The sequence below is a fragment of the Micromonospora sp. NPDC002296 genome (assembly GCF_040296145.1).
Lineage (GTDB): Bacteria > Actinomycetota > Actinomycetes > Mycobacteriales > Micromonosporaceae > Micromonospora.
On the sequence record NZ_JBEOWQ010000058.1, the window covers coordinates 1 to 25,135 of the forward strand.

Genomic DNA, 25,135 nt, shown 5'->3' on the forward strand with positions numbered 1-25,135 from the left:
GGCGTCGGCCTGCCCGGCCCGCCGCCGTGCCTCGTCCGCCGCGTCGGCGGAGCGCCGCGCGTCAGCGGCGGCGGTGTCCCGCTCGGCGGTCAGGTCGGCGGCCCGCCGGCGTTCGTCGTCGCGTTCGCCGGTCACCGTACGCAGCTCGTGCCGGGCGGCGTCGCGGTCCCGTTCGGCCTGCACCCGCAGCGCCTGCGCAGCCCCGTTGTCGCGGCGCGCGGAGTCCCGGGCCGCCTCGGCGGTGTCGGCCCGCTCCCGGCCCCGGGCCGCGTCGGCCTCGGCCCGTTCGGTCCGCTCGCGGGCGGCGTCGGCCTCGGCTGCGGCCGTGCGGGCCTCCTGACGGGCCCGGGCGGCGCCCGCCGCCGCGTCCTCGGCGTCGCGGCGGGCCTCGTCGCGTTCGGTGTGTGCCTGGGCCAGCTCGGCGGCGGTCTCGGCGCGTAGCTGCGCCAGCTGCCGCTCCACCCCCGCCGGGGACAGCTCGGCGTGCAGCGCCTCGGTGAGGGTCTCCACCACCTGGTCGAGCCGGTCCACGGCCTCCCAGGTGCGGGCGACCTGGCCGGGCAGGCCCGGGGCGTTGCGGTGCCGCATCCGGTTGTTGCGTGAGGCCCGCTGGCAGGCGCCGTCGTTGTCCCGGCAGTAGCGGAACGGCCGGCCAGCGCCGGCCCGCTGCGGCACGTCCCGGCCGCAGTGCGCGCAGGGACGGGTCTCGGTGGGGGAGGGCTGGGCGTCCATCGAGGCGGAAGTCTAGCCACGCCGCCCACCCGGCGGCGGGTCAGCCGGCGGCGCGGGCCGCGCCGTCGAGGGTGTAGCGGCGCTGCGCCAGCACCGCGGCGAGCATCAGCGCGGCCGGCAGCAGCCCGAAACCGTAGCGGATCGCGGTCAGCGCCGCGCCGGGCTGGGCGACCGGCTCGCCGCCGGCCGAGGCGACGAACCCGCCGGCGGCGAGGCACAGCGCGTACGCGTACGGGCCCAACGCCGCGCCGGTGGCCTCGGTGGCCGTCCACACCCCGGTGTAGGTGCCCGCGCCGGTGACGCCCGCGGCGCGGATGACGTCGGGCACCATCGCGAACGGCAGCAGCTGCATCCCGGCGAACGACACCCCGAGCACCGCCACCGCCGCGACCAGCACCGGCAGGCCCACCGGTCGGCCCACGGCGAGCACCAGCGACCCGACGGCGAACGCGACCTGCGCGGCCAGCAGCGCCCGCTGCTTGCCGACCCGCCGGGCCACCGCCAGCCAGCCGGGGGTGACCAGCAGCGCCGGGGCGACGAACGCCGCGACCAGCACGGTGGTCAGCGCGGGACGGCCCAGCTCGTACTCGGCGTAGTAGGGCACCCCGGCGAGCACCAGGTGCGTGGTGGTCGACATCGCCAGGTACGCGGCGACCAGCCGGCGGAACTGCCTGTCGCGCAGCGCCGCGACCAGTGCCCGCCACCCGCCCGGGGCGTGGCCGTCGCCCGACGTCCCGGCGGCCCGGCGCAGCCGGCCGATGCCCGCCATCCCGACCAGCATCGCCGCGAGGGTGCCCACGCCCAGCAGCAGCCCCATCCGCTGGTAGCCGGCCCGCGTCGCGGTGTCCCCGCCCGTCAGCAGCGGCGCCAGCAGGCCGGCGACCAGGATCCCGGCGGTGAGCACCACCATCCGGAACGCCATCAGCCGGGTCCGCTCGTGGTAGCCGATCCGCAGGTCAGCCGGGGTGGCCAGGTAGGGCACCTGGTAGGCGGCGAAGAGCAGGTTCCCGGCGACGAAGCACACCGCCACCCAGCCCGCCGCCGGCGCACCGGTGAGTCCGCCGGGGACGGCGAACAGCGCGGCGAACGCCACCGGCAGCAGGCAGCCGACCAGCAGCAGGGGTCGCCGGTCCCCGCGGCGGGCCTGCTGCACGTCGCAGCGGTGCCCCACCCACGGGTGCAGCAGCACGTCGGCGACCTTCGGCGCCAGCAGCGTCAGGCCGGCCAGCCACGGCGCCACGGCGAGGACGTCGGTGAGGAAGTACAGCAGCAGCAACCCGGGTACGGTGACCCAGACGCCCATGCCGAGCGAGCCGGTGGCGAAGCCGAGCAGCGGCCCGCGCGGCAGGCGGGTGCCCGGTGCGCGGTCGCGGGTGTCGAGCCCGGTCATAGGTCTGCGTCCCTCCGGCGGCACGCCGCCCCCAATCCAACGGTCGTCGGATTGTAGGGGGACAATGGCGGCCGTGACCATGCCCCGACGGCGACCGGGTCGGCCCCGGCGTTCCGACACCCGCGACACCCGCGAGGTGGTGCTGACCGCCGCCACCGCACTGTTCGCCGCCCGCGGCGTCGACGCCGTCGGGCTGCGGGAGGTCGCCGCGGCCGCCGGCGTCGACGTGGCCACGGTCTCCCACCACACAGGTACGAAGGCGCAGCTCTACGACGCCTGCTTCGCCCGGGTGTTCGCCGCCGAGCGGGCGGTGCTGGAGGCCGGGGCGGCGCGCGCCCGCGAAGCCCTCGACGCCGGGCCGCAGCAGGCCCGGCGCGCCCTGCACGACCTGCTCGACGTGTTCGTCGACTTCCTGGAGGACCGGCCGGAGACCACCGCGCTGTGGCTGCGCCGCTGGCTGGAGCCGGACCGGCACGCCGAGTTGGACCAGCGCTACGCCACCCCCCTGTACGACCTGGTGGAGGAGTTGCTGGCCGCCGCCACGGCCGGCGGGGCACTGGTCGAGCCGACCCCGCACGTCACGGTGCGCAGCCTGGTGTGGGCGGTGCACGCGCACGTGGTGGCACTGGCCACCCCCGGCGGGTCGCCGGCGCGGGAGCGGCGGGAATTCCGGGCGTTCCTGCGCCGCCTGCTCGACGCCCTGTACGGCCCGCCGGCTTGACGGGCGGGGCCCGACCCGCGCATTATCCGGCAAGCGTTGGATTAACTGTCGAGGGGGACCGCATGGGGGCACCGCCACGGGTCGCGGTCATCGGCGCCGGCGCCGCCGGCCTGGCCACCCTCAAGGCCCTCGCCGACGTCGGCATCACCGCCGTGGCCTACGAGGCCGCCGACACCGTCGGCGGCCTGTGGGTGTACGGGGCCCCCGACTCGCCCGCCTACCGCACCCTGCACCTCAACACCAGCAGGACCCGCACCCAGTTCGCCGACCACCCCATGCCGGCGCACTGGCCCGACTACCCCGACCACACGCGGGTCGCCGGCTACCTGCACGACTACGCGCGACGCTTCGGGCTGCTCGACGCCGTCGCACTGCGACACACCGTCACCCACGTCGCCCCCGGCGCCGACGGCCGCTGGACGGTACGGGCCACCGGCCCGCACGGCCCCGTCGAGGTCGACGTGGAGGCGGTCGTCGTCGCCAACGGCCACAACCGGGTGCCCCGCCCACCCGAGCCCGGCTACCCGGGCGACTGCGCCGCCGAACAGCTGCACAGCCACGACTACCGGGGCCCCGAGCAGCTCACCGGACGGCGGGTCCTCGTCGTCGGCGGCGGCAACTCCGCGATGGACATCACCGTGGACGCCTCCCACGTCGCCCGACGAACCCTGCTGTCCCTGCGCCGGGGGGTGTGGGTGGTGCCCAAGTACCTGCTCGGCCGCCCGGCGGACACCCTCAACGGGGCGCTCGCGCGCCGGCTGCCCTGGCGGCTGCGCCAGCGGATCAGCCAGGGCATGCTCGCCGCCACCGTCGGCCCACCGCCCCGTTACGGCCTGCCCGCCCCCACCCACGGCTTCCTGCAGGACCACCCCACCCTGTCCGACACGCTGCTGTCCCGGCTCACCCACGGCGCCGTCGAGACCCGCCCCGGCATCGCCGCCTTCCACGGCGACCGGGTCGAGTTCACCGACGGCCGCGTCGACGAGGTCGACCTCGTCGTGTGGTGCACCGGCTACCGCGTCGCCGTGGACTTCCTCGACCCGGCGCTGCTCGGCGACGGCCCCGACACCCTCCTGCTGTACCGGCACGTGTTCCACCTCGACGCTCCCGGCCTGGCGTTCGTCGGGCTCATGCAGTCCACCGGGGCCGCGTTCCCCCTGGTCGAGGCGCAGGCCCGGCTCGTCGCCGCGCACCTGGCCGGCCGGTACGCCCTGCCCGACGCGGACCGGCGGCGGGCCGCCTGTCGCGCCGAGCTGCGCGCCGCCACCGCCCGGTGGGGGCAGCGCCGACCGGCGATGCGGGTCGACTTCGACGCGTACCTGGCCGACCTGCGCCGGGAACTGGCCGCCGGCGTCCGCCGGGCCCGGACGGCGCGATGAGCGCCCTGACCGGCCGCCGGGTCGTCATCACCGGCGCCCGGGGCACCTTCGGACGCGCGCTGTGCGCGGCCCTGGCCGCCGCCGACGCCCGCGTCATCGGCCTCGACCTGTACCCCGGCACCACCGCCGGAGTGCCGGTGCTCGGCGTCGACCTGACCGACCCGCACGCCACGACCGCGGGCGTGCGTGCCGCCGTCGCCCGGCTCGGCGGCCTCGACCTGCTGGTCAACAACGCCGGCGTCGGCGGACCCGCCCCCGCCGAACTGGCGCCCGACGACACCGTGCGCCAGCAGATCGAGGTGAATCTGCTCGCCGCGTGGCGGACCACCGCCGCCGCCCTGCCCGCCCTCGTCGACGCCCGCGGCCGGGTGATCTTCGTGGCCAGCCGGATGGCGGTCCTGCCGCTGCCCCTCGCGGCCGCGTACGGGGTCAGCAAGCGCGCCCTCGTCGCGTACGCCGACGCGCTGCGGCTGGAGGTCGGCACCCACGTCGGGGTCAGCGTCGTCTACCCCAGCATGGTCGCCTCACCCATCCACGACAGCACCTCCCGCGCCGGCCTGTCCCTGCGGGGGGTGTCCCGGCTGGAATCCGTCGAGGGCGTGGTCGCGGCGATCCTGCGCGCGGCCACCGCCCGACGCGCGCCCCGCGACGTTTCCACCACCGCCCGGGGACGCCTCGAGCTGGCCCTGGCCCGGCACGCGCCCGCGCTCGCCGACCGCCTCGTGCGGCGCACCGTCGCCGGCCGGGTCGCCGCCGGTGACCTCGACGGCGCGCCGCTGGCCGAGGGCCTCGTCCGCCGCCACCGCGACGCCGCCGGCTGACCGGCGCGGCGGGCCGTCAGAACGTGGCCGCGGCGGCCCGGGACCGGTCCGCCGCGATGCGCACGGCCAGGGCCGCCAGCACCGTTCCCATCAGGTACCGCTGCACCCGCAGCCAGGCGGGGCGGCCGGCCAGGAACGACGCGACCGATCCGGCGCTCAGCACGATCAACGCGTTCACCGTCAACGCGATGACGATCTGGACGCCGCCCAGCAGCAGGCTCTGCGCCGCCACGTGCCCCCGCGCCGGATCCACGAACTGCGGCAACAGCGACACGTACAGAATCGCGATCTTCGGGTTGAGCAGGTTCGTGACCAGGCCCATCGTGAACAGCCGCCGCGGCCGGTCCGGCGGCAACGGCGCCGGCGCGAACGCCGACCGGCCACCGGGGCGCACCGCCTGCCAGGCCAGCCACAGCAGGTACCCCGCCCCGGCCAGCTTCACCACCGTGTACAGCGCCGGCACCAGCACGAACACCGTCGCGATGCCGGCGACCGCAGCCGCCAGGTAGACACCGAACCCGACCGCCACCCCGGCCAGCGACACCAACCCGGCGCGGCGGCCCTGCGTCACCGACCGGGACACCAGGTAGACCATGTTCGGGCCGGGAGTCAGCACCAGCCCCAACGCCACCAGCGCGATCCCCAGCACCGCCGCCGCATCGACCATGACCCGCCCCCGCTTCCCCGTTCGAGTTCGCGGTCGAGCCTAGCTGTGCCCGGGGCCCTCCGCGCCGACCAATCGGCAGGCGTTGGCTCCGGGGCGAACCGGTCGTCGCCCAGCGGCAGGTGCAACGCCTGGGGAGGTCGGCTTGCGGCCATCCCCACCGTCCACTCCGGCCCCTCGACGGGCAGCACCGGCCCGCGTGATGGGCGACACTACGGGGATGCCGGTCCTGCTGCGGGTCCCCGCGACCGCCCACCGTCCCGAGCTGGTGCTCCGCCCGTGGTGCGACGCTGACATCGCCGAGCTGATCGAGGTCTACCGCGACCCGGAGCTGCGCCGCTGGGTGCGGCGCCCCGTCGACGACGTCAACGGCGCCCGGCGTTGGGTGACCCGCAGCAGGCAGGGCTGGGCAGCCGGCAGCCGGTTCAGCTTCGCAGTGCTGGAGCCGCGGCCCGCCGCCGCGGACCGGCTCGTGGCCACGGTGGTGCTCAAGGAGGTCCTGCCCGGCCGCGAACACGCCGAGGTGGGCTACTGGACGGCCGCCTGGGCGCGTGGGCGCGGCGTCGCGCCCCGGGCGGTGGAGGCGGTCACCGACTGGGCGTTCGCCCGGTTCGCCGCGACCGGGCTGGCCCGGCTGGAACTGCTGCACCAGGTCGACAACCTGGCCTCGTGCCGGGTCGCGGAGAAGACCGGCTACCTGTTGCGGGAGGTGCTGCCGGCCCGCGCGCCGTTTCCCCGCGACGGGCACCGGCACGTCCGCGGGGCACCGCCGGCCCCACACCGCGTCCAGGCCTGACGGGAATGCCCTGCGACGACGCGACGCTGCCCCAGACGGCAGGGGTTTCGGCAGGCGCGGGAGGTGGCGACGGTGACCGACAGGTGGGAGGCGGCGGCCGAGGCGCAGATCCGCACCGCCCAGGAGCGCGGGGAGTTCGACAACCTGCCCGGCATGGGCAAACCGCTCCCGGGACGGAACACCCCGTACGACGAGTCGTGGTGGATCAAGAGCTTCCTGGAGCGCGAGGCGCTGCCCACCGAGCTGCTGCTCCCCACCCCGCTGCAACTGCGCCGCCGCATCGAGCGGATCCCCGACGAGGTGCGGGACCTGCCCACCGAGCAGGCCGTGCGGGCGTACGTGGGTGACCTCAACGCGCAGGTCCTCGCCTGGCTGCGCAACCCGACCGGGCCGCGGGTCGTCGTCCGGCCCGCCAACGCCGACGAGGTGGTCCGGCAGTGGCGCGCCGCCCGGGACCGGTCCCGGGCGGAGACCGGCCCCGCACCGCAGCCGCCGCAGCCACCGCGAAGCCGTCGAGGCTGGTGGCGGCCCTGGGGCCGCCGCGCCTGACCGGGGTGACGCCCGCGGCCGGTCAGCCCAGGGCGTCCTCGATGAGGTCGGCGGCTCGCGGGGTGCCACCCTCGGCTCGCGTGTCGGCACGCAGCAGCGCCAGGCGGCGACCTTGACTTATCGATCGCCGTCGATTTAACTTTTAGGAAAGTTTCCTAAAAGGAGGACGCCATGGGCGGTCGCACCGGTCCACGAAGAGCCACCCGCCTGCCGCTGGCCGTCACGGTCCTGCTGGCCGTGTTCGGCGCCATCGTCGCGCCGTCGACGGCGGCCTACGCCGCGGCCGGTCTCACCGCCAACTTCTCCTCGTCCGACAACGGCTCGTGGCGGATGGACAAGTACGTCATCAGCAACCCGACGGCGACCGCGGTCTCCGGGTGGACCCTCGAGTTCGACCTGCCGGCCGGGGTGACCATGGGCAACGCCTACCACGGCACCGTCACCCGGGTCGGCGACCACGTCACCGTCGTCAACGCGCACTACAACGGCACCGTCGCGGCCGGTGGCAGCACCGAGCCGTACAGCTTCTGGTACATCGCGACCGGCACGGCCACCGCGCCGACGAACTGCCGGGTCAACGGGAACAAGTGCGACGGCAGCCCCGACCGGGCACCGGGCACGCCGACCGGCCTCACGGTCGGCGGGCGGACCACCAAGACCGTGTCGCTGACCTGGTCCGCCGCCGCCGCCACCGACTTCCCGATCGCGGGGTACGACGTGCTGCGCGGCGGGACCGTCGTCGCGTCGGTCACCGGCACCGCGGCGACCGTCGGCGGGCTGACGCCGAACACCTCGTACACCTTCTCCGTGGTGGCCAAGGACACCCGCGGCAACACCTCACCGGCGAGCGCCACCGCGTCGGCCACCACACTCAACCCGGCCGACGACACCGTCGCCCCGCCGGCACCCGGTGGCCTGCGCAGCACCGCCGTGACCGCCAACAGCGTCACGCTCGCGTGGAACGCCGTCAACGACGCCAGCGGCATCGCCGGGTACGACGTCTACCGGGGCACCCAGCTCGCCGCCACGGTCAACGGCACGGGCACCAGCATCACCGTCGGTGGACTCACCGCACTGACCGCGTACACCTTCACCGTCCGCGCCCGCGACACCTACGACAACGTCTCGCCCGCCGGCACGCCGGTCACCGTCACCACCGGCGACGTGATGGGCGCCGGCCGGTACGCCAAGGTCGGCTACTTCGTCCAATGGGGAATCTACGGCCGGCAGTACTTCGTGAAGAACCTCGACACGTCCGGGGCCGCGGCGAAGCTGACCCACATCAACTACTCCTTCGCCAACCTCGACCCGGTGAACCTGACCTGCCTGCAAGGCGTCACCCGGGGCACCACCCAGAACCCGCAGGACCCTGACCAGGGCACCGGCGCGGGCGACGCCGACGCCGACTACGGCCGACCGTTCAGCGCGGCGCAGTCGGTGGACGGCGTGGCCGACACCGGCTGGGAGAAGCTGCGCGGCAACTTCAACCAGCTCAAGAAGCTCAAGGCCAAGCACCCGCACCTGAAGATCCTGATCTCGCTCGGAGGCTGGACGTACTCCAAGTTCTTCTCCGATGCCGCGGCGACCCCCGCGAGCCGGGAGAAGCTGGTCCGCTCGTGCCTGGACATCTACCTGCGGGGAAACCTGCCGGTGGCCGGCAACTCCGGCGGGCCGGGCACCGCGGCCGGCATCTTCGACGGCATCGACCTCGACTGGGAGTGGCCCGGCGCCGAAGGGCACCCCGGCAACCACTGGGGGCCGCAGGACAAGGCCAACAACACGGCGCTGCTCGCCGAGTTCCGCCGGCAGATGAACGAGCTCGGCGCGACCACCGGCAAGCAGTACCTGCTGACCGCGTTCACCCCGGCCGATCCGGCGAAGATCGATGCGGGGTGGGACATCAGCCGCGCCGACGGCACGCCGAGCGTCTTCGACTACCTCGACTTCGCCAACGTGCAGGGGTACGACTTCCACGGCGCCGGCAGCGACAACTCGTGGGAGCCGAACCGCACCGGGCACCAGGGCAACCTGTACCGCGACGCGCAGGACCCGTACCCGTTCGAGTTCAGCGTCGAACGCGCCGTGCGCGCTTACACCGCCGCCGGGGTCAACCCGCGCCAGCTCACCGTAGGATTCGCCTTCTACGGCCGCGGCTGGCAGGGGGTGGCCGCCGGGACCCTGCCGGGCGGCGGCTCGGCCAACGGTGAGTGGCAGACCGCCACCGGGGCGGCGCCCGGCCAGTTCGCCGAGGAGGCGGGCACCCGCGGGTACGCCAACCTGCTCGCGATGGTGCCCGGCTGCACCGTCCAACACGACACCCAGTCGGTCTCGTCGTACTGCTTCACCGGAAACGGCGGGCAGTGGTGGACCTTCGACGACCCGTGGGCGATCGGCCAGAAGAGCACCTGGGTCAAGCAGCAGAACCTGCTCGGCGGCATGATCTGGGAGATGTCCGGCGACACCACCGCCGGCACCCTGATGTCCGCGGTGGACACCGGCCTGCCGTCACCGCGCTGACAACGACCCGGGGGCGGCGGCGCGGTGGCCCCGCCGCCCCCGGCCTCACCGTCAGACGGGTTCGGAAGCCGGCGTTCCCGCCGTCGGCCTCGATGGTTCAGGGCAGCGCGGCCTGCCACGTCCACGAGGTGCGGCGCGGCCGGCCGTCGAACTCCGTCCGGCCGGTCATCCACAGCAGCACCTGCGCCGGCGGGCCCGGCGGGGCCTCGGGGAACAGCCGGTCCAGCGCGACAGCGGCGAGCCGGTCGGGAAGCTGCCAGGTCACCCCGAGGCCCCGGGCGACGTCGTGGGCGTGCAACAGGGCCTCGGCGACGCCCATGGCGGCGAACCCGGCCGGATCGCAGGAGCCGAAGTGCCAGGCCCGCAGGCCCGGGTCGGCGGCGTCGAGGGCCGTGGCGAGCAGGCCGCCGCAGGCGGCGGCGACGGCCAGGACCTCGGCGGGAGTCGCGGCGGGGGAGACGGTCAGGTCGAACGGCAGGTAGCCGCCCGAGGGCCGGCCGGCCACCTGCCCGGCGTACGCGAGCAGGTCGTGGGCCAGGTGCGCGGCCGTGGCCCAGCAGCTCCACTGCAGCGTGCCCGCCGGGACGGTCCAGTCCCGACCGGTGTGCGGCCTGAGCGCGCCGAGCATCGCGTCGGTCGCGGCCCGGACGTGCGCCCCACCCGCCTGCATCGTCCTCCGATTGTCAGTTCTCGATGTGATCTGACCAGCGAGGCGGCCCCCACGCTGGTGCCGGCCGTCTTGGTGGGGAAGGTTCATGTGAGCATCCCTGTCCCGTCCTTTCGATTCACCGCAGCGCGCTCAGCTTCCGGCGGCGCCGAACCATCTGGGCAGGTGGCTGAGCAGATCCTGCTGGTCTTCACCGACCCACGCCACGTGGCCGTCGGGCCGCAGCAGCACGGCGGGCGCGTCCAGTTCCTCGCTGACGTCGACGACGTGGTCGACCCGATCTGCCCAACCCGCCACCGAGAGCCGGCCGGTCTGGTCGAGCAGCAGCCCCCGGCCGCCGTGCATCAGCTCGTAGAGGCGGCCCCGCTTCAACCCCACGTCCCGCAGCCGTCGGCCGAGCAGCTCATGGCCCTGGCCGAAGTCGTAGCGGACCCCGATCGCGGTGATCTTCTCGGTCAGGTACCGGTTCACGTCCTCGAAGTTCATCAGTTCCGCCACCAGCCGGCGCACTGCCTGCGGGCCCGGCTCGACGGACAGCAGTTCCATCTGCGCACGGGTGTTGTCCAGCACGTCGGCGGCCACCGGGTGCCGTTCGGCGTGGTAGCTGTCCAGCAGCCCCTCCGGTGCCCAGCCGTTGACCTCGGCGGCCAGTTTCCAGCCCAGGTTGAACGCGTCCTGGATGCCGAGGTTGAGCCCCTGCCCGCCCAACGGCGGGTGGACGTGCGCCGCGTCGCCGGCCAGCAGCACCCGGCCGACCCGGTAGCGCTCGGCCAGCCGGGTGGCGTCGCCGAAGCGGGAGAGCCAGCGCGGTGAGTGCACGCCGAAGTCGGTACCGGCGTGGACCCGCAGCTGTTGCTTGAACTCCTCAAGGGTCGGTGGGACCGTACGGTCCTCGGCCACCCCCTCGGCGGGCACGACAATGCGGTACGCCCCGTCCGCGAGGGGCCCGGCGCCGAACCGCAGTTGCGTCCTGCGGACCTCGGTCACCACGGCGGTCAGCGTCTCCGGCGGCACGGCCACCTCCATCTCGCCCAGCAGCGTGTCGACCCTGGTGGGCTCGCCGGGGAAGCCGACGCCGAGCAGCTTGCGCACCGTGCTCCGGCCGCCGTCGCAGCCGACGAGGTAGCGCGAGCGCAACCGCGTGCCGTCGGCGAGCTCGACGGTCACCCCGTGGTCGTCCTGGCCCAACCCGACCAGTTCACCGCCGCGCCGGATCTCGACGCCGACCTCGATGGCGTGCTCGGCCAGCAGGCGATCGGTGATGGTCTGCGGGATGCCGAGGACGTACGGATGTGCCGTGTCCAGCCGGCCCGGCGACGGCTTGGGGATGCCGGCGAAGAACCCGCCGGCCGGGTACTGCTGGCCGAGCGCGAGGAATCGCTCCAGCAGACCGCGTTGGTCCATCACCTCGATGCTGCGCGCGTGCAGGCCGAGCGCGCGGACGTACCCAATGGGCTCCTTCTCCTTCTCCAGCACGAGCGTGTGCACGCCGTGCAGCCGCAGCTCGCTGGCCAGCATCAAGCCGGTCGGTCCGCCGCCGGCAATGATTACGTCAATCATGGAAACCCCCAATGAACAAGCTTGCATTTCGGCCAGTCGCCCGCGCAGTCCGGTGGCGCGGACACCCGCACCTCCGCGCCGAGTGCCCGCAACCGCACCGCGATTCCCACCAGCGGTTCGACGTCCCGCGAGACCCCGCCGTCGACCAGAGGGAACGCACTTCGCGAATCCCTGATTACCGCAGGTTCTGGCTTCGGCTGGAGATTCTGCGGCACGACCCGGGTCTTGCCGCAAGACCCCCGGTGCGCTATATATTGAGAGTGGCAAGGAGTGGATAATCTCCTTGCCACTACCTTTTGTCGGCCTGCTGTGGGTGAGGAACTACCGCTGCGGATTGCGAACGAGCACCGTCAGCCGGCCGGGTACCGACGCACGGACCCACGCACGCGTACCGCCACAGGTTCCCGGTCGAACTGCCGGCAAGGATCCGTTGACGATATATTGATCATCTATATATTCTTCGCGATGTGAAGCCGATGCGTGAACCGACGTTCCTCATCCTCACCGCGCTCACCGGCGCCCCTCGCCACGGGTACGGCATCGTCCAGGAGGTCGAGACGCTCTCCGACGGCCGGGTCAAACTCCTCACCGGCACGCTCTACACCGCGCTCGACCGGCTGACCGCCGAGGGGCTCGTGGAACACGACCGCGACGAGGAGGTCGACGGCCGGGTGCGCCACTACTACCGGCTCACCGCGCCGGGGCTGACGGCCCTGACGGTCGAGACGGCCCGCCTGCGCCAGCTCACCGGCGCGGCCGAGGCCCGGCTGCGCGCCCTCCGCCCAGGCATCGTCTGATGACGGGGCCGCTCGCCCGACGGTATCGCCGGCTGCTCTTCTGCTACCCGCGCGCCCACCGCCGCGAGGAACTGCTCGCGACCCTGATCGAGGCGACCCCGCCCGGGCGCACCCGGCCGACGGTGCGTGAGGCCGCCAACCTGATCCGGCACGGGCTGCGGGCCCGCCTCGGTCGCCCCGCCAGCCGCACCGTCGCCGCCTGGGCGGTCCTGGCCGCGATCATCAGCGGGGTATTCGCCGCCGCGTTCGCCGTCCGCGCCGGCTGGGAGACGGCCGGACCGCTGCCCCGGGCCGCGCAGACCCGGGCCATGCTCGCGGAAGTCCTGCCCGGGCAGGACTTCCGCGGCATCGAGGACGCGCCGGCCATGTTCGTCATCTACGGCCAGCCGCTCAGCTGGGCTGCCGCCAACGACATGCTGTTCGGCGACGGCGCCGAATACGCGTTGAATGGCGTCGGCGGGGCCGTCGACGGCATTCCGAGCCAGTCGCCGCAGGAGACGATCGACCTGACCCGGCAGCGGCTGCGGGAGACCGGTTGGACGGTGTACAGGCCGATCGTGCGCAACATGTACGAGTGCATCGGGCCGCCGTGCGATCCGTCGGCGATTCCGACGGACACCACCCTCGTCGCGCGGCGCGGGAACACGACGCTGACGCTCCAGGTGAACTCCGGGTCCACCGCGGACGGTACGTTCCTCACGGCGACCTTCCAACGCGCGACGCCGCCGGCCGTCTACCCGTTCGCGGTCGTCGGCGGGCTCGCGGGCGCGGTCGTCGCCTTCCTGCTGTTCGGCTGGGCAAGCCGCCGCACCGACGGGCGGCGCCTGACGGGCGGGGTCGCCACGACCCTGTTCGGTGCGACCATGGTCCTGTGGTGGGCGCCGACCCTGTTCGCGGCACCACTGACGGCGTACCACCATCTCGACGAACCGCATCCGTCGTGGCACCCGATGTGGGAATGGCTGGGCCAGCCGACGTTCTCGCTGCTCTTCGTCGTCGGTGGCGGCTGCGCCCTGCTCGGCCTGGCGCTGGCCGCACTCCCACGCCCGCGCGCCGTGGCGGCGCCCACGACCGCTCCGTCGTGATTAGGCCGCCGGGCGAAAGCGGTCGAGTTCGTGGCACGGCAGGTCGGTGTCGAGCCAGCCGAGTTCGGGCCCCACGAGTGGACGGGCCGCACGATCGAGTACCACCGGGCGCAGGTCCGGGGCGGCCATCTCTGCTTCCGCGAGTGCATCACCGGCAGGTGATCAACGGGGATTCTGGAAACTGCTGACCGGGACGCCGTGACAGGCCTGCACGAACGCTGTGGGCCATGGAAAGCCGCCATGAGCGGGTGCGGCGGCGGACGGAACGTTGGATCGGATCCTGGCGCACGCGCACGAGCCGGGTGCTTGTTTGCCGCACCCACGCGGCTTTGGTAGGAATGGGGTCACGGTGGCCACAAGCGACTACGACAACTTTGCGGACGCCTACTCGGCAGAGAACGAGGCCGGCCTCTTCAACGCCTACTACGAGCGGCCCGCAATGCTTCGCCTCGCCGGCAACGTCTCGGGCCGCCGAATCCTCGACGCGGGGTGCGGTTCCGGCCCGTTGTCAGCTGCGCTACGCGCCAAGGGTGCCGTGGTCACCGGCTTTGACGCGAGTGCGGCCATGGTCGACCTGGCCCGCCAGAGGCTGGGTGAGGACGCCGACTTGCACGTGGCGGACCTGAGCGCGCCGCTGCCGTTCGCAGACGCCGAGTTCGATGACGTCGTCGCGTCCCTGGTCCTGCACTACCTGGAGGACTGGTCCGGCCCTCTCGCCGAGCTGCGTCGCGTGCTGAAGCCAGGCGGTCGCCTGATGCTCTCGGTCAACCATCCCGCAGGCTATGCGATCGAGTATTCCGAGGCAGACTACTTTGCGCTTACGGAGTACTCCGAGGACTACGTCTTGAACGGCCAGACCGTGTGGCTGACCTTCTGGCACCGGCCGCTGCACGCCATGACAGACGCTTTCGCTGCTGCTGGGTTTCGCATCGCGACGATCAGCGAGCCGCCCCCTTCTCCGGAGACTCCTGCGGAGCTGCTCCCACCCGTCAAGGGTTCCGGGTCCTTCATGTGTTTCCTCTTCTTCGTCCTGGAGTCCGCCTAGGAGGAAACTCCGGGCAGCGCAGGGGACGTGTTCCTACGGCCGTCCGGACCTATGCCCTCGGAGGCGAACTGGCCTGGCTCACATGATCGACAGGACAGGCCGTAGTGGACCGCGGTGACGAGCCCTGCTGGCTACACGGTCTCCGCAGGCCCAGCGCCTGCACCGCGCGGTGTGGGGGTTGGTCCGTCTTGCAGGATCTCTCGGAAGCCCCTGCATGGTCCGGTAGGCATCCGGGGTCAGGGCCGAGATTCACCGACGACGAGCGTTCCGGCGTGTTCCGGCAATGGGGACCACGGGAGCTGGAGGTTCGCGGCGCCGTCAAGGGCTCCCGTGCGCGGCGCGATGTACCAGGTACCGCGTCGGCCCGTCAGTGCCGGTGGCCTCGTGGGACAGGCCGTCCCACCGGTCAGGCTGCGGGGCGAGCTCCCCGATCTGACGATGCCGAATCTGCTCGTGGACCTGCGGCCAGGCCTGCCGTGCCGTCGCGGCGTCCACCAGCTCCAACGACCCTGCCGGCGGCTCGAAGTCGATGAAGCGGGCGTCGCTGCGCTCCAACTCCCAACGAACGCGCACCGTCGCCGGGGAGAACCCGCACTCGCGCTCAGGGCGGCCAACGGTTCGCCACGCTCCAATTCCTCATCGAACATCGCCTGCATCAAGCCCACGCCGACGATGGGTCGCGATCACGCCGGTCGCCGTGACTCCACCAAAGGGGACAGCACTTGTGAGCTTGTCGCGCTGGCAGTGCTCAGGTGCTCGTGAATGAAGGCCAGCCGGGAGGCGGGGTCGGTCTCCGGAAGCTCGATCAGTTCGTAGCCGTGCCGGGTGTAGGCGGTGACCATGGCGTCGTGGGTGCGGACAGCCTCATCGAAGTCCTGTTGGCGTTCGCTGTCGGTGGCATAGATGTGTGGCCAGGGCGGGGCGATGAAGACGTGCTGGTGATAGCGGAACAGGTCGGCTGCGGCGGAGACGTGCCGCGGAACGGGACGATTGAGCAGGAGGTAGTAGCCGACGAGGTCGGGTATGCCGCGATCAAAGAACACGGTGCTGTCATGGTGGGCGGCCTGGCGGTAGGACCGCATTTCCCAGGCCAACATGATCTCTGCGAACAGGATTTGGTCCGCGGTGTGCAGTGCGCGCCCGCCGATGGTGGTCTGGTCGCGGATGATCTGCCGGCCGGCCTCGTCGACGCAGGTGAACCCCTGCTGCCGGAGGCCATGGATCAGAGTGGTCTTTCCTGCTCCGGGCCCTCCGGTGATGACGACGAACGTGCCGGTGGGATGCATGGTTTCTCCCATGGTGGTTCTCGGACTTTCGGGCAGAGATGCGGTGACCTGGTCGGCCTGGTAGTCGTGTCCGGCGCGGTTCGCAGTCACGGGACGGTGCGGGTGGGGCTGTATGGGCCAAGGCGTCAGCCTTGAGGCCGCCGTTGCCGAGAAATGCCTGGTCCCAACGATCGCAGCTGACAAGGTGGGGCAAGCGGCCGGTTGATAGCCTGCGGCGGTGCCGATCATCATCCGCCTCGCCGCCGCGTCCGACATGCCGTGACGTCGCACCTGCGCCGCTCCGTCCGCGCGATCATCCTTGATGAGGACAACCGGATCCTGCTCTGCCGGTTCGTCTCTCCTCACCCGGCGGTGCCAGAGCAGGCCAAGGCCGTTTGGGCGGCCCCAGGCGGCGGCATCGAACCCGGTGAGGACCGGCTGACGGCTTTGCGCCGTGAACTGCGTGAGGAGACCGGCCTGGCGATCTCCGCCGATCCACCGCACGTCTGGCACCAGGTAGTCGTGGCCGCCGACCGTGCGCCGGGCTTCGACGGCATCATCAACGACTACTTTCTCATCCGCGCGAACCACTTCCAGCCCTGCGGCGAGCTGACAGACGACCAACTCGCTGCGGAGGAGAACCTGGTCGCGTTCCGGTGGTGGCAGCTCCCGGAAATCGCTGGTTATACGGGATCTGAGCTGTTCTCGCCTCGCGACCTCACAACACCCTTGACAGCACTTCTCACAGCGGGGACGCCGGACCAGCCGGTCCAACTCGGCCTCTAGCAAGTTCCGGGTGCGATCACACATACCTGTGACCAACCCGCGTTCGACCTTAATCAGCGACACGTCGAACCGGCATCAGCCCTGCACCCGTCGCGGACCGCGACGACATGGCCTGCTGGCAGACCGGCGCCGACCCCGGCGTGAAGGTGGCGACCCATCTACCGGGCGGGATGCCGGGAACAGCGGGCCTGGTACCTGACTCGACACGTCCTCGAAGAGCGCGACGACCTGTCGGAAACCCCAGGCAACCCGAACTACCACGCCGGGTACGTCGCCGCAGGGGTCTGCTACTGCCACCTGCTGACGAGTTCGCCAGTTCACCTGCAGACCCGACAGACACCGACCGCGCCAGCCGCCACCCCTTCCCGACGTCCACCCTGATTACTGGATTACCGGTTACGTCAATCCAGTAATCAGGGCGGACAAAGCGGGCAAAAAGCCAGCACATCATAATGACAGTTATTGTGCGTAAGGAGTTGGGATGGTGCGCACCGCCCGGGTGCAGCCCGCAGCAGGGGGCTGACGGCGAGCACGGTCGGCGTGCCGAGCCCGAGAGGGTTGTTGCTCTTGGGAAGCCCGACGAGATGCAGTTCGAGTGGGCGTTCTGTTCTCGCTCCAGGTCACGCTCAGGCAGGACTACCTGCCCACCCGAGTCGGCACCGCGAGCGGCATCACCCTCGGCCTGACGGTCAGCATCGCCCCGCGGCAAGGCACGACGCGGGTGCCCCGCTCGCGCCCACGTCGTCCGTCAATGCCTGACCACCCGGCGGACTCACAGGCCAGCCGCGCCCCGCGCACGGAAACGGGGGGGGATGGCGTTGGGGGGTCAGCCGGTCCAGGGCCCGGCTTGGGCGGTGCGGGCGCGGGCCACGGCGGCAGCCTCCCGCTCGCGCCGGCGACGTTGCGCCTCTCGGTTGCAGGCCCGGCACACGCTCCGGTACTGCCCGGTCCGGTCGTCGATCTCCCGCTCGTGCCCGTTGCGGCATCGGGGCTCGCGGACACGGCTGCGGCAGCTGTCGGCCCGGGTGAGCTGCTGTAGATGGGTCGGCTCGACGCAGTCCCTGACACCGCAGACATGGTGCACGTCCAGGGTGGGGTCGTAACCGCCGACGAACACGGCGTACGCCGCTATGTGCGCCCACGCCCGGCGCGCGATCTTCTGGTAGACCCCGCGTCGGGTGCCGTAACCGCGGATGATGAGACAGCCGTCGTCGGAACGTGCCGAGCGCTGGAGCAGATGTTCCCGCAGGCTTTCCGGGGTGAAGTGACGCGCCAGACCGTTGACGTCGGACAGCATGGCCTCACTGTAGGGACGTCCTGCGACGTTCCCGGCCCCCGGTCCTGTCACCGGCGCAGAGCGCCGCGCCGTTCGCGGCGCGCGAGTTGCCGGGGAGTCGGCGGGCGAGGGCTCTCGTCGCGTACCCCGACCAGTTCGGCGAAGGTCGGGTCGACGGCGAGCAGCGGGCGTGGCCCGTACAGTGCCATCGCCGTCAGCAGTTCGCCGGCGCCGCGTTCGCGCCAGACCGGCCGGTGCTGCGGGTCCAGGTCGGCATGGGCGCGCCGGGTGCGGCGCAGCAGCCGGCGGGCCGTGGCCCCGATCTCCGGCACCTCGCACAGCCGCCACCCGCCGAGCAGGGTGGCCCCACAGGCCAGGAGCAGGCCGACGACGGAGGCGGGCCCGCCCACGTCGCGGGACAGCAGGGCGCTCTCGGCCAGCCGGAGGATGCCCACGGCGGCCACCCCGAACAGCGGCAGCGCGGCGAGGGCGATGCGGCGGCGCTGCCAGGGGGTCAGCAGCCAGCCGTCGCGCAGCAGGCGGGCGACCAGCCGGCGCAGCACCTGGTTGACGCCCGGGTCGGCGAGCACCGCCGCCCAGGTCTGCGGCTGCCGTACCGCAGCGTGCACGGCCCGCACGAGGGGGCCCGACCGGGCGGGGGGCGGCCCGGTCGCGACCATGGTGGACAGCTCACCCACCCGCAGCACCCCGGCGCGGCACAGCGCGGCGGCGGCGACCTGGCAGGCCAGAACGGTGCGGTCGGTCAGGTACGCCAGGGCGGTCACGCCGGGTTCGCGGCCCCGGGTACGCCGTCCGGTCAGCCAGCGTACGGACAGGGCAACGGTGAGCGCCACGGCCACCGCCACCACGTAGTCCACCAGGAACTGCGGACCGTCGACACCCCAGAGCACGCGTCCAGTATGGATGAGGTGGGCGCTCGGCCACCGCGCCGGCCTCGTCGTGCTTCCGGGCGCGCCGGTGTGGTTCTGTCAGGGTCACGCGGAGTGTTGGTCCGCCGCGAAACGATCCCGCGGCGGACCATATTGTTAGCCTCGGGACATGACATCGTGCGCGCCGGACGGCCGGCCCCCCGACTTGATGTTCCTGCTCAGCTGGGCCAGCCAGGCCCTGACGAGCGAGCATGCCGCCGGCCTGGCCGAGGTGGGGATCTCGCCCCGGGCGCACTGCATCCTGTTGCGGGCGCAGTCGGGCGGGTTGACCCAGCGTCAGCTCGGTGATCTGTGCGGCATCGACAAGACCACCATGGTGGTCACCCTGGACCAGTTGGAGGCCGCCGGCCTGGTGCGGCGGCAGCCGTCCCCGACGGATCGGCGGGCGCGGTTGGTCGCGGTGACGCCGCAGGGGGAGGAGGTCCTGCGCCGGGCGCAGGAGGTCGCCGCGCGTATCCAGCAGGATGTGCTGGAAGCGCTGCCGGAGCCCGACCGGACGGCGTTCCTCGACGCGATCGGCGTGCTCGTCGCAGGTCGGCTGGCCGGTGGCCAGCGCGGCCCGGCCCGAGGGTGCTAGTGGATGACGGGATGATTCCGAACGGGACTATCTGATACGGTCGCATCGAGGATCATCCCCCCACTCGAGGAGCGAGCATGAGCACGACCGTGCAACCCACCACCACGTCCCCCCGGCGGCGACGGCTCGTCGCCGTCGCCGCCGCCGTGCTGTCGTGCGTGGTGATCTGGGTGGTCGGCTGGATCGCCGGCGTCGACTATGCCGTGGTCAACCCCGACCGCACGATCGAGGTGAACGTGGGTGCGGTTATCGCCTTCGCGCTGGTCTCGGCCCTGCTGGGCTGGGCGCTGCTGGCCTTGCTGGAGCGTTTCACCGGCCGGGCCGCGCTGATCTGGACGGTGGTGGCGGTCGTGGTGACCTTGGTGTCCTTCGTGCCGGTGTTCGCCGCCGACGCGTCCACCGGCGCCAAGGTGGCCCTCGGGGTGATGCACCTCGCGGTGGCCGGTGTTCTGATCCCGCTGCTGCCGAACTGGCGGCGCTGACCCGCACGCCACCGCCCACCCGTGCAGGCCGCCGACGGCGGCCTGCACGGGTGAGGGCCAGCCACAGCACCCGGCCTGGAGCACCGCCGCTCAACGCGTCGGCGGCGGTTGACGACGACGGCGGCGTGCGATAAATAAGAACCAGGAAGTTGAGTCACCAAGGCTCAACATGGCACCTTCGGCCAGGAGACCCGAGGAGGCACACCATGCTGATGCGTACCGACCCGTTCCGTGAGATCGACCGGCTTGCCGAGCAGTTCTTCGGCACCACCTCCCGTCCCGCGGTGATGCACCTGGACGCCTACCGCGACGGGGACCACTTCTACGCCGCGTTCGATCTGCCGGGGGTGGACCCCGACAGCATCGACTGCACGGTGGAACGCAACGTGCTGACCGTCCGCGCGCAGCGCCGGCGCCCCACCGGCGAGCGCGTCGAGATGGTCGCCGCCGAACGCCCGATGGGCACCTTCAGCCGGCAGTTGTTCCTCGGCGACACCCTCGACACCGACAAGCTCGAGGCCGGCTACGACAACGGTGTGCTGACCCTGCGGATCCCCGTCGCGGAGCGCGCCAAGCCCCGCCGGGTCACCGTCACGGCCACCGGCAACGGTCGCAAAGAGATCAACGCCTGATTTTTCGACACCGGGGGCGGGCGGCCGACGTGACCGCCCGCCCCCGGTCACGTCCGCTGCCGGGCAACCCGGACCTGTGGCCGCTGCGGGCCCGGCCGACATGGTGGCGGTGGGCTCCGGGCGAAGCCGCCAATCCCGCGCGGTAGCCGTCAGTTTCCCGGTGACAATCAACGAGGGCGGGGAAAAACCGCCGGGCGCGCCTCACCGGCGATCCGACCGCCGGCTGAGAGTCTTCCTCACATGCAGCCCTCCGAGTTCCCGGTGCTGTCCCGTCCGTCGGCCCGCCCGGCCCTTTCCGGCGCGGGGCCGGGCGACTTCACCGAGGCGTGGCTGCGCAACCGGCGGCTGTCCGAGCACACCCGCGACGCGTACCGGCGGGACGTCGCCGGCTGGTTGGCCTGGTGCGCGGCCCGGGACCTGGACCCGCTGCGGGCGAATTTCCTCGACGTCAACTCCTACGGCCGGTCCCTGGAGGCGACGCCGGCCGCGCGCAGCGGCCAGCCGCTGACCCCAGCCACCGTGGCCCGCAAACTGTCGGCCCTGTCCAGCTGGTACGACTTCCTGGTGAAGCTGCGCGCCGTCGAGGCGAACCCGGTCTCCGGGGCCGACCGGCCCCGCGTCGACCGGGACCACTCGGCGACGGTGGGTCTCACCCCCGAGGAGGTGGACACGCTGCTGGCCGCCGCGGAGGCCGAGACCGGGCCGACCGCGGCGCGTAACCGGGCGGCGGTGGGGCTGCTGGCCGACCTGGGACTGCGGGTGGGTGAGCTGGTCTCGCTGAACCTGTCCGACCTGGGTGCGGAGCGGGGGCACCGCAGCGTCCGGTTCGTCGGCAAAGGCGGCAAGCCACGTCGGCGGGCGTTGACCCCGTCCACCGCGTACGCCGTGGACGCCTACCTGACCGAGCGGGCCGCGACGCAGGGGGTCGCGGTGCCCGAGTTGACCGGTCCGCTGCTGGTCACCGCGACCGGCGCCCGGCTGGATCGGCACTCGGTGTTCCGGCTGGTCCGGCGGCTGGCCCGCACCGCGGGCATCCCGGCGTGGGCGAAGCTGTCCCCGCACTCGCTGCGGCACGCGTTCGCCACCACCGCCCGGGCGGAGGGGGTGCCGTTGGAGGACGTGCAGGACGCGATGGGGCACGCCGACCCGCGGACCACTCGACGCTACGACCGGGACCGGCACAACCTCGACCGTGACCCGGCGTACGTGATCTGGGCGGCGCGGGCGCGGCGCCGGAGCTGAAACCCCGACGTCGCACCCGACGCGCCCGGCGGTCGGGGCCCGCTCAGCAGAGCAGGTCGAGGTGCTGGTGGGCGTCGCCGGAGATGTCCTCGTGGCGCAGCCGCCGCCGGGCCCACAGCCGGGCGGCGACCTCGGCCTGCTCGTCGCCCCACGCGGCGTGCTCGACGAGCAGGGCGCAGGCCAGCGCCGCCGCCAGGCGCAACGCCAACCCGCGCGCCCCGGCGACCACGTCGGCGGCCCGCGGGTCGGCGGTGACGTCGGCCAGTGCGGTGGTCAGCTCCCCGGTGACCGCGGCGAGGGTGTCGGCCAGGGCGGGGGAGAGCGGCCGGGCCAGGTCCACGGCTGCGGCCAGCCGGCGCAGCAGGGGCGCGCCGGCGTCCTCCCGGGTGACCGCGCGCAGCACGTCCAGGGCGAGCACGTTGGTGGTGCCCTCCCAGATCGGCAGGACCTGAGCGTCGCGCAGCAGCCGGGGCACGCCGGTGTCCTCGACGTACCCGGCGCCGCCGAAGCACTCCACGTACTCGCTGGCGGAGCTGACGGCGAGCCGGCCGGTGGCGAGCTTGGCCAGCGGGGCGACCACCCGTAGCTCGGCGGCGGCGTCCGGGTCGGCGCCCACCTCCACCCGGCCGAGCAGCGCGAACGCGTGCCCGGCCAGGGCGAACGCGGCGGCGGCGTCGACGGCGAGGGTGCCGAGGGTGGCCCGGTGCAGCGGGTTGTCGGCCAGCCGCCCACCCGCGGCGGTACGGGCGTCGGCGTACGCGCGGGCGTAGGCCAGGCCGCGGCGCATCCCGCCGGCCGCGGCGGAGGCGTTGTGCACCCGGGTCACCACCACCAGGGTCATCGCCCGGACCAGACCGGGCACGGCCGGGTCGCCCAGGGGCAGCGCGTACGCGTCGCGCAGCCCGATCTCGGCCGTCGGCAGCGCCCAGGTGCCGAGCTTGTCCTTGAGCCGGTGCACGGTGACCCCGGGCGCCGGTGAGTCGGCGGCGGCGGTGGCTCCGGCCAGCGGCGAGTCGGCGGCGTAGCGGGGCACCAGGAACGGGGCGAGGACCCGGCTGCCCCGGCCGGCGCCCTCGGGCCGCGCCAGGGCCACCGCCATCGGGGCGTCGGCGGCGGAGCAGAACCACTTGTCCCCGGTCAGCCGCCACGACCCGTCGGCGGCGGGCCGGCCGGTGGTGGTGGAGCGGGACAGGTCGGAGCCGCCCTGCGACTCGGTCATCCACTGCCCGCTGACGATCGCCGTGTCCGGGTCGGTGGAGGTGAGCCGGGGCAGCCACGCGTCGCGGACGCCCGCGTCGACCTCGGGGAGGTTGAGCAGCGCCGCCGCGCCGTCGGCCATCGCCACCGGGCAGGAGAAGGTGGCCGACTCCGGCCCGTACAGGTGCAGCAGGGCGTGCTGGACGACGCGGGTGGCGGCGCCCCACGTGCCGCGCGCCGACTCCAGGTAGGGCAGGGCGACCACGGCGTGCCGGGCGGCGGCGGCGCGCTGGGCCTGCCAGCCGGCGGAGGTGTCGACGCGGTCGACGCGGGCGCCCCACGGGTCGTAGCGGACCAGGGTCGGCGGGTGGGCCTCGGCGTCGGCGTGCGCGGCGCGCAGCGGCCCGGTCACGTCGGCGGCCAGGTCGGTCAGCCGGCCCTGCGCGGCGTCGTGTCCGTCCGCGCCGAGCTGCCGTCGCAGCCAGGACCGCAGCAGGCGGTCCCCGGTGTACGGGTCCTGGGGGGTGGGCACCGGCTGCACGTAACGGGTCATCGTCTCGCCTCCGGGGGCGCTCGCGTCGGGGTGTGCGCCGACGGTAGACGATGTGTGCCCCGGAGGCGACCGGGGGCGAGTTGCTGCGGGTTGGCGGCCGGCCGCCTACGGTCGGAGGTGATGGGTGGTGAGCGGTCGTGGAGCCGGCCGGCCCGGCGGCGCCGGCCGGTGCGCACCGGGCTGCTGGCCGCCGGCGCGGGGCTGGGGTTGTGCCTGGTCGGGGTGGCCGGTCTGGGGGCGTGGAACGTGCAGGTGGTGACCGGGTCCAGCGGCCCGGTGCGGGAGACCGCCGACGGGTTCCTGCGGGAGGTGTCCGCCGGCGACGCCGACCGGGCCTACGGGCGGTTGTGCGCCGACGCGCGCGGCCGGTGGAGCGCGGCGGGCTTCGCCGCGTGGCTGCGGACCCCGCCGCAGGTCACCGGCTACGAGATCACCGACGTGGCGGTGGCCACCCGAGGCGGCCGTCCCCGGGGCACGGTGGCGGTGCGGCTGACCCGCGACGGCGGCGGCAGCGAACAGCGGGAGCTGCCCGTGGTGCGGGAGTCCGACGGCTGGCGGGTGTGCGGGGACCCGTACTGACCCGTCGGCGGGCTGTCACCGGCCGCCGAGGTCCCCGGCGCGGTAGTGTCGCCGGCACAGCACCTGGTAGCGCACCTGCGCGCTGTTCGCGGTGTCGCCGATGACGACCTGTTCGCCCTCGCGGACGACCCGGCCGTCCACGACGCGGGCGTTGAGCAGCCCCTCCCGGCCGCACCAGCACAGCACCTCCACCTGGATGCGGGCGACGGAGTCGGCCAGCTCGAACAGCCGCCGGGCGGCGGGGAAGAGGCAGGACCGGAAGTCGGTGGCCAGGCCGAAGGCGTACACGTCGACGTCGTAGTTGTCGACCAGCTCCGCCATCTGCTCGATGTGTTCGAGGTCGTAGAACGACGCCTCGTCGCAGATGAGGTAGTCCACCCGGACCCCCTCGGCCCAGGCGTCGCGGACCAGGTCGCGCAGGTCGAGGCCGTCGGTGACCTCGATCGCGGAGTGGGCCAGGCCGATGCGGGTGGTGACCTGCGGGCCCAGCGACCGGTCGATGCGGGTGGTGACGAGGCCACGGCGACCCTGCCGGGCGTGGTTGTAGTTCATCTGCAGTGCCATCGTGGACTTGCCGCAGTCCATCGGCCCCCAGAAGAACTTCAGCGCGGCGGCGTGCAGCGGGCGGCCGTCGACGCCCCGGGCTGCGGCGCAGCCGGCACGGGTGTCGTCCGGGCCGGGGAGGGGCCGGGCCAGGCAGATCGGGGCGGCGTCGTCGGTCACGTCGGGGCAGCCTAGCCCATCGACGGCTGGCAATCGGTCCGGTGGGGGGGGCCCCCCCCGCCGGCGGCAACCCCCCCGGCCCGCCGGGCCCCCCCCACCCCCGGGGGGTTAGCCCCGCCCGGGGTGAGGACGCCGCTAAAGAATAATAAT

The 25,135-nt window shown here is 73.3% G+C and carries 25 protein-coding genes and 1 pseudogene; 15 read left to right on the forward strand and 11 right to left on the reverse strand.

Annotation, left to right across the window (positions count from 1 at the left end):
• Together ABT023_RS26270 and ABT023_RS26275 are read right to left on the reverse strand one after the other, a co-directional pair.
• A pseudogene (locus tag ABT023_RS26270) lies at positions 1-732 on the reverse strand (hypothetical protein); the annotation flags it as partial.
• Positions 733-772: 40 nt separating this feature from the next.
• Positions 773-2,122, reverse strand: coding sequence for an MFS transporter (locus ABT023_RS26275; protein ID WP_350889069.1), 1,350 nt, complete (start codon positions 2,120-2,122; stop codon positions 773-775).
• A gap of 79 nt (positions 2,123-2,201) precedes the next feature.
• Between ABT023_RS26275 and ABT023_RS26280 the strand changes: the two genes are divergently transcribed.
• The 3 genes from ABT023_RS26280 to ABT023_RS26290 all read left to right on the forward strand — a co-directional run bounded on the left by ABT023_RS26280 (position 2,202) and on the right by ABT023_RS26290 (position 5,043).
• Positions 2,202-2,843 carry a TetR family transcriptional regulator gene (locus ABT023_RS26280; protein WP_350889101.1) on the forward strand — a complete coding sequence of 214 codons (642 nt, stop codon included), beginning with the start codon at positions 2,202-2,204 and terminating at the stop codon, positions 2,841-2,843.
• A 62-nt stretch (positions 2,844-2,905) separates the two neighbouring features.
• Positions 2,906-4,222 carry a flavin-containing monooxygenase gene (locus ABT023_RS26285; protein WP_350889070.1) on the forward strand — a complete coding sequence of 439 codons (1,317 nt, stop codon included), beginning with the start codon at positions 2,906-2,908 and terminating at the stop codon, positions 4,220-4,222.
• The gene (locus tag ABT023_RS26290) at positions 4,219-5,043 is read left to right on the forward strand and encodes an SDR family NAD(P)-dependent oxidoreductase (RefSeq protein WP_350889071.1); all 825 of its coding nucleotides are present in this window, start codon (positions 4,219-4,221) and stop codon (positions 5,041-5,043) included. The genes ABT023_RS26285 and ABT023_RS26290 overlap by 4 nt, the downstream gene beginning before the upstream one ends.
• A 16-nt stretch (positions 5,044-5,059) precedes the next feature.
• Here the strand turns inward: ABT023_RS26290 and ABT023_RS26295 are convergent, their stop codons facing one another.
• Complete coding sequence (locus tag ABT023_RS26295) at positions 5,060-5,710, reverse strand: LysE family translocator (protein ID WP_350889072.1); 651 nt, start codon at positions 5,708-5,710, stop codon at positions 5,060-5,062.
• Positions 5,711-5,927: 217 nt separating this feature from the next.
• Here ABT023_RS26295 and ABT023_RS26300 point away from each other — a divergent pair, with 217 nt between their 5' ends.
• From ABT023_RS26300 to ABT023_RS26310, 3 genes are all read left to right on the forward strand, one after another.
• The gene (locus tag ABT023_RS26300; protein ID WP_350889073.1) at positions 5,928-6,503 is read left to right on the forward strand and encodes a GNAT family N-acetyltransferase; all 576 of its coding nucleotides are present in this window, start codon (positions 5,928-5,930) and stop codon (positions 6,501-6,503) included.
• 72 nt (positions 6,504-6,575) lie between these two features.
• Positions 6,576-7,052 (forward strand): DnaJ family domain-containing protein, encoded by a 477-nt coding sequence (locus ABT023_RS26305; protein ID WP_350889074.1) that lies wholly within the window; start codon positions 6,576-6,578, stop codon positions 7,050-7,052.
• Between the two features lie 171 nt (positions 7,053-7,223).
• The gene (locus tag ABT023_RS26310; protein WP_350889075.1) at positions 7,224-9,569 is read left to right on the forward strand and encodes a glycosyl hydrolase family 18 protein; all 2,346 of its coding nucleotides are present in this window, start codon (positions 7,224-7,226) and stop codon (positions 9,567-9,569) included.
• A 97-nt stretch (positions 9,570-9,666) separates the two neighbouring features.
• Here ABT023_RS26310 and ABT023_RS26315 read toward each other — a convergent pair whose 3' ends face one another.
• The gene (locus ABT023_RS26315) at positions 9,667-10,239 is read right to left on the reverse strand and encodes a maleylpyruvate isomerase N-terminal domain-containing protein (RefSeq protein ID WP_350889076.1); all 573 of its coding nucleotides are present in this window, start codon (positions 10,237-10,239) and stop codon (positions 9,667-9,669) included.
• A gap of 129 nt (positions 10,240-10,368) precedes the next feature.
• A complete protein-coding gene (gene rox / locus ABT023_RS26320) occupies positions 10,369-11,796 on the reverse strand; it encodes a rifampin monooxygenase (protein ID WP_350889078.1) in 1,428 nt (475 codons plus the stop codon).
• Between the two features lie 476 nt (positions 11,797-12,272).
• Here rox and ABT023_RS26325 point away from each other — a divergent pair, with 476 nt between their 5' ends.
• The 3 genes from ABT023_RS26325 to ABT023_RS26335 all read left to right on the forward strand — a co-directional run bounded on the left by ABT023_RS26325 (position 12,273) and on the right by ABT023_RS26335 (position 14,723).
• Entirely contained in the window at positions 12,273-12,593 is a 321-nt protein-coding gene (locus tag ABT023_RS26325) for a PadR family transcriptional regulator (protein ID WP_350889079.1), read from the forward strand.
• Positions 12,593-13,678: a hypothetical protein gene (locus tag ABT023_RS26330; protein WP_350889081.1), complete on the forward strand. Its 1,086-nt coding sequence runs from the start codon at positions 12,593-12,595 to the stop codon at positions 13,676-13,678. Before ABT023_RS26325 ends, ABT023_RS26330 begins: the two co-directional genes overlap by 1 nt.
• A 349-nt stretch (positions 13,679-14,027) precedes the next feature.
• The gene (locus ABT023_RS26335; RefSeq protein ID WP_350889082.1) at positions 14,028-14,723 is read left to right on the forward strand and encodes a class I SAM-dependent methyltransferase; all 696 of its coding nucleotides are present in this window, start codon (positions 14,028-14,030) and stop codon (positions 14,721-14,723) included.
• A gap of 318 nt (positions 14,724-15,041) precedes the next feature.
• On the opposite strand, the gene ABT023_RS26340 is transcribed toward ABT023_RS26335, so the two are convergent.
• Together ABT023_RS26340 and ABT023_RS26345 are read right to left on the reverse strand one after the other, a co-directional pair.
• Positions 15,042-15,296, reverse strand: a complete 255-nt coding sequence (locus ABT023_RS26340; protein WP_350889083.1) for a hypothetical protein — start codon at positions 15,294-15,296, stop codon at positions 15,042-15,044.
• 110 nt (positions 15,297-15,406) lie between these two features.
• Positions 15,407-16,099, reverse strand: a complete 693-nt coding sequence (locus tag ABT023_RS26345) for an AAA family ATPase (protein ID WP_350889084.1) — start codon at positions 16,097-16,099, stop codon at positions 15,407-15,409.
• Between the two features lie 168 nt (positions 16,100-16,267).
• On the opposite strand from ABT023_RS26345, the gene ABT023_RS26350 reads away from it, so the two are divergent.
• On the forward strand, positions 16,268-16,774 hold the full coding sequence (locus tag ABT023_RS26350) for an NUDIX domain-containing protein (RefSeq protein ID WP_350889085.1): 507 nt from the start codon (positions 16,268-16,270) through the stop codon (positions 16,772-16,774).
• 826 nt (positions 16,775-17,600) lie between these two features.
• Here ABT023_RS26350 and ABT023_RS26355 read toward each other — a convergent pair.
• Together ABT023_RS26355 and ABT023_RS26360 are read right to left on the reverse strand one after the other, a co-directional pair.
• The gene (locus ABT023_RS26355) at positions 17,601-18,071 is read right to left on the reverse strand and encodes an HNH endonuclease (RefSeq protein WP_350889087.1); all 471 of its coding nucleotides are present in this window, start codon (positions 18,069-18,071) and stop codon (positions 17,601-17,603) included.
• Positions 18,072-18,118: 47 nt separating this feature from the next.
• Entirely contained in the window at positions 18,119-18,961 is an 843-nt protein-coding gene (locus ABT023_RS26360) for a TIGR04222 domain-containing membrane protein (protein WP_350889089.1), read from the reverse strand.
• Between the two features lie 148 nt (positions 18,962-19,109).
• On the opposite strand from ABT023_RS26360, the gene ABT023_RS26365 reads away from it, so the two are divergent.
• The 4 genes from ABT023_RS26365 to ABT023_RS26380 all read left to right on the forward strand — a co-directional run bounded on the left by ABT023_RS26365 (position 19,110) and on the right by ABT023_RS26380 (position 21,933).
• Positions 19,110-19,577 carry a MarR family winged helix-turn-helix transcriptional regulator gene (locus tag ABT023_RS26365; protein ID WP_350889090.1) on the forward strand — a complete coding sequence of 156 codons (468 nt, stop codon included), beginning with the start codon at positions 19,110-19,112 and terminating at the stop codon, positions 19,575-19,577.
• Positions 19,578-19,654: 77 nt separating this feature from the next.
• The gene (locus ABT023_RS26370; RefSeq protein WP_350889092.1) at positions 19,655-20,059 is read left to right on the forward strand and encodes a DUF6069 family protein; all 405 of its coding nucleotides are present in this window, start codon (positions 19,655-19,657) and stop codon (positions 20,057-20,059) included.
• 206 nt (positions 20,060-20,265) lie between these two features.
• Positions 20,266-20,691 (forward strand): Hsp20/alpha crystallin family protein, encoded by a 426-nt coding sequence (locus ABT023_RS26375; RefSeq protein WP_350889093.1) that lies wholly within the window; start codon positions 20,266-20,268, stop codon positions 20,689-20,691.
• Positions 20,692-20,931: 240 nt separating this feature from the next.
• Positions 20,932-21,933: a tyrosine-type recombinase/integrase gene (locus tag ABT023_RS26380; RefSeq protein WP_350889095.1), complete on the forward strand. Its 1,002-nt coding sequence runs from the start codon at positions 20,932-20,934 to the stop codon at positions 21,931-21,933.
• A gap of 43 nt (positions 21,934-21,976) precedes the next feature.
• Here ABT023_RS26380 and ABT023_RS26385 read toward each other — a convergent pair whose 3' ends face one another.
• A complete protein-coding gene (locus tag ABT023_RS26385) occupies positions 21,977-23,683 on the reverse strand; it encodes an acyl-CoA dehydrogenase family protein (protein WP_350889096.1) in 1,707 nt (568 codons plus the stop codon).
• A gap of 120 nt (positions 23,684-23,803) precedes the next feature.
• On the opposite strand from ABT023_RS26385, the gene ABT023_RS26390 reads away from it, so the two are divergent.
• Positions 23,804-24,262 (forward strand): Rv0361 family membrane protein, encoded by a 459-nt coding sequence (locus ABT023_RS26390; protein WP_350889098.1) that lies wholly within the window; start codon positions 23,804-23,806, stop codon positions 24,260-24,262.
• A gap of 15 nt (positions 24,263-24,277) precedes the next feature.
• Here the strand turns inward: ABT023_RS26390 and ABT023_RS26395 are convergent, their stop codons facing one another.
• Positions 24,278-24,985, reverse strand: a complete 708-nt coding sequence (locus ABT023_RS26395) for a thymidine kinase (RefSeq protein WP_350889100.1) — start codon at positions 24,983-24,985, stop codon at positions 24,278-24,280.
• Between the last annotated feature and the right edge of the window lie 150 nt (positions 24,986-25,135).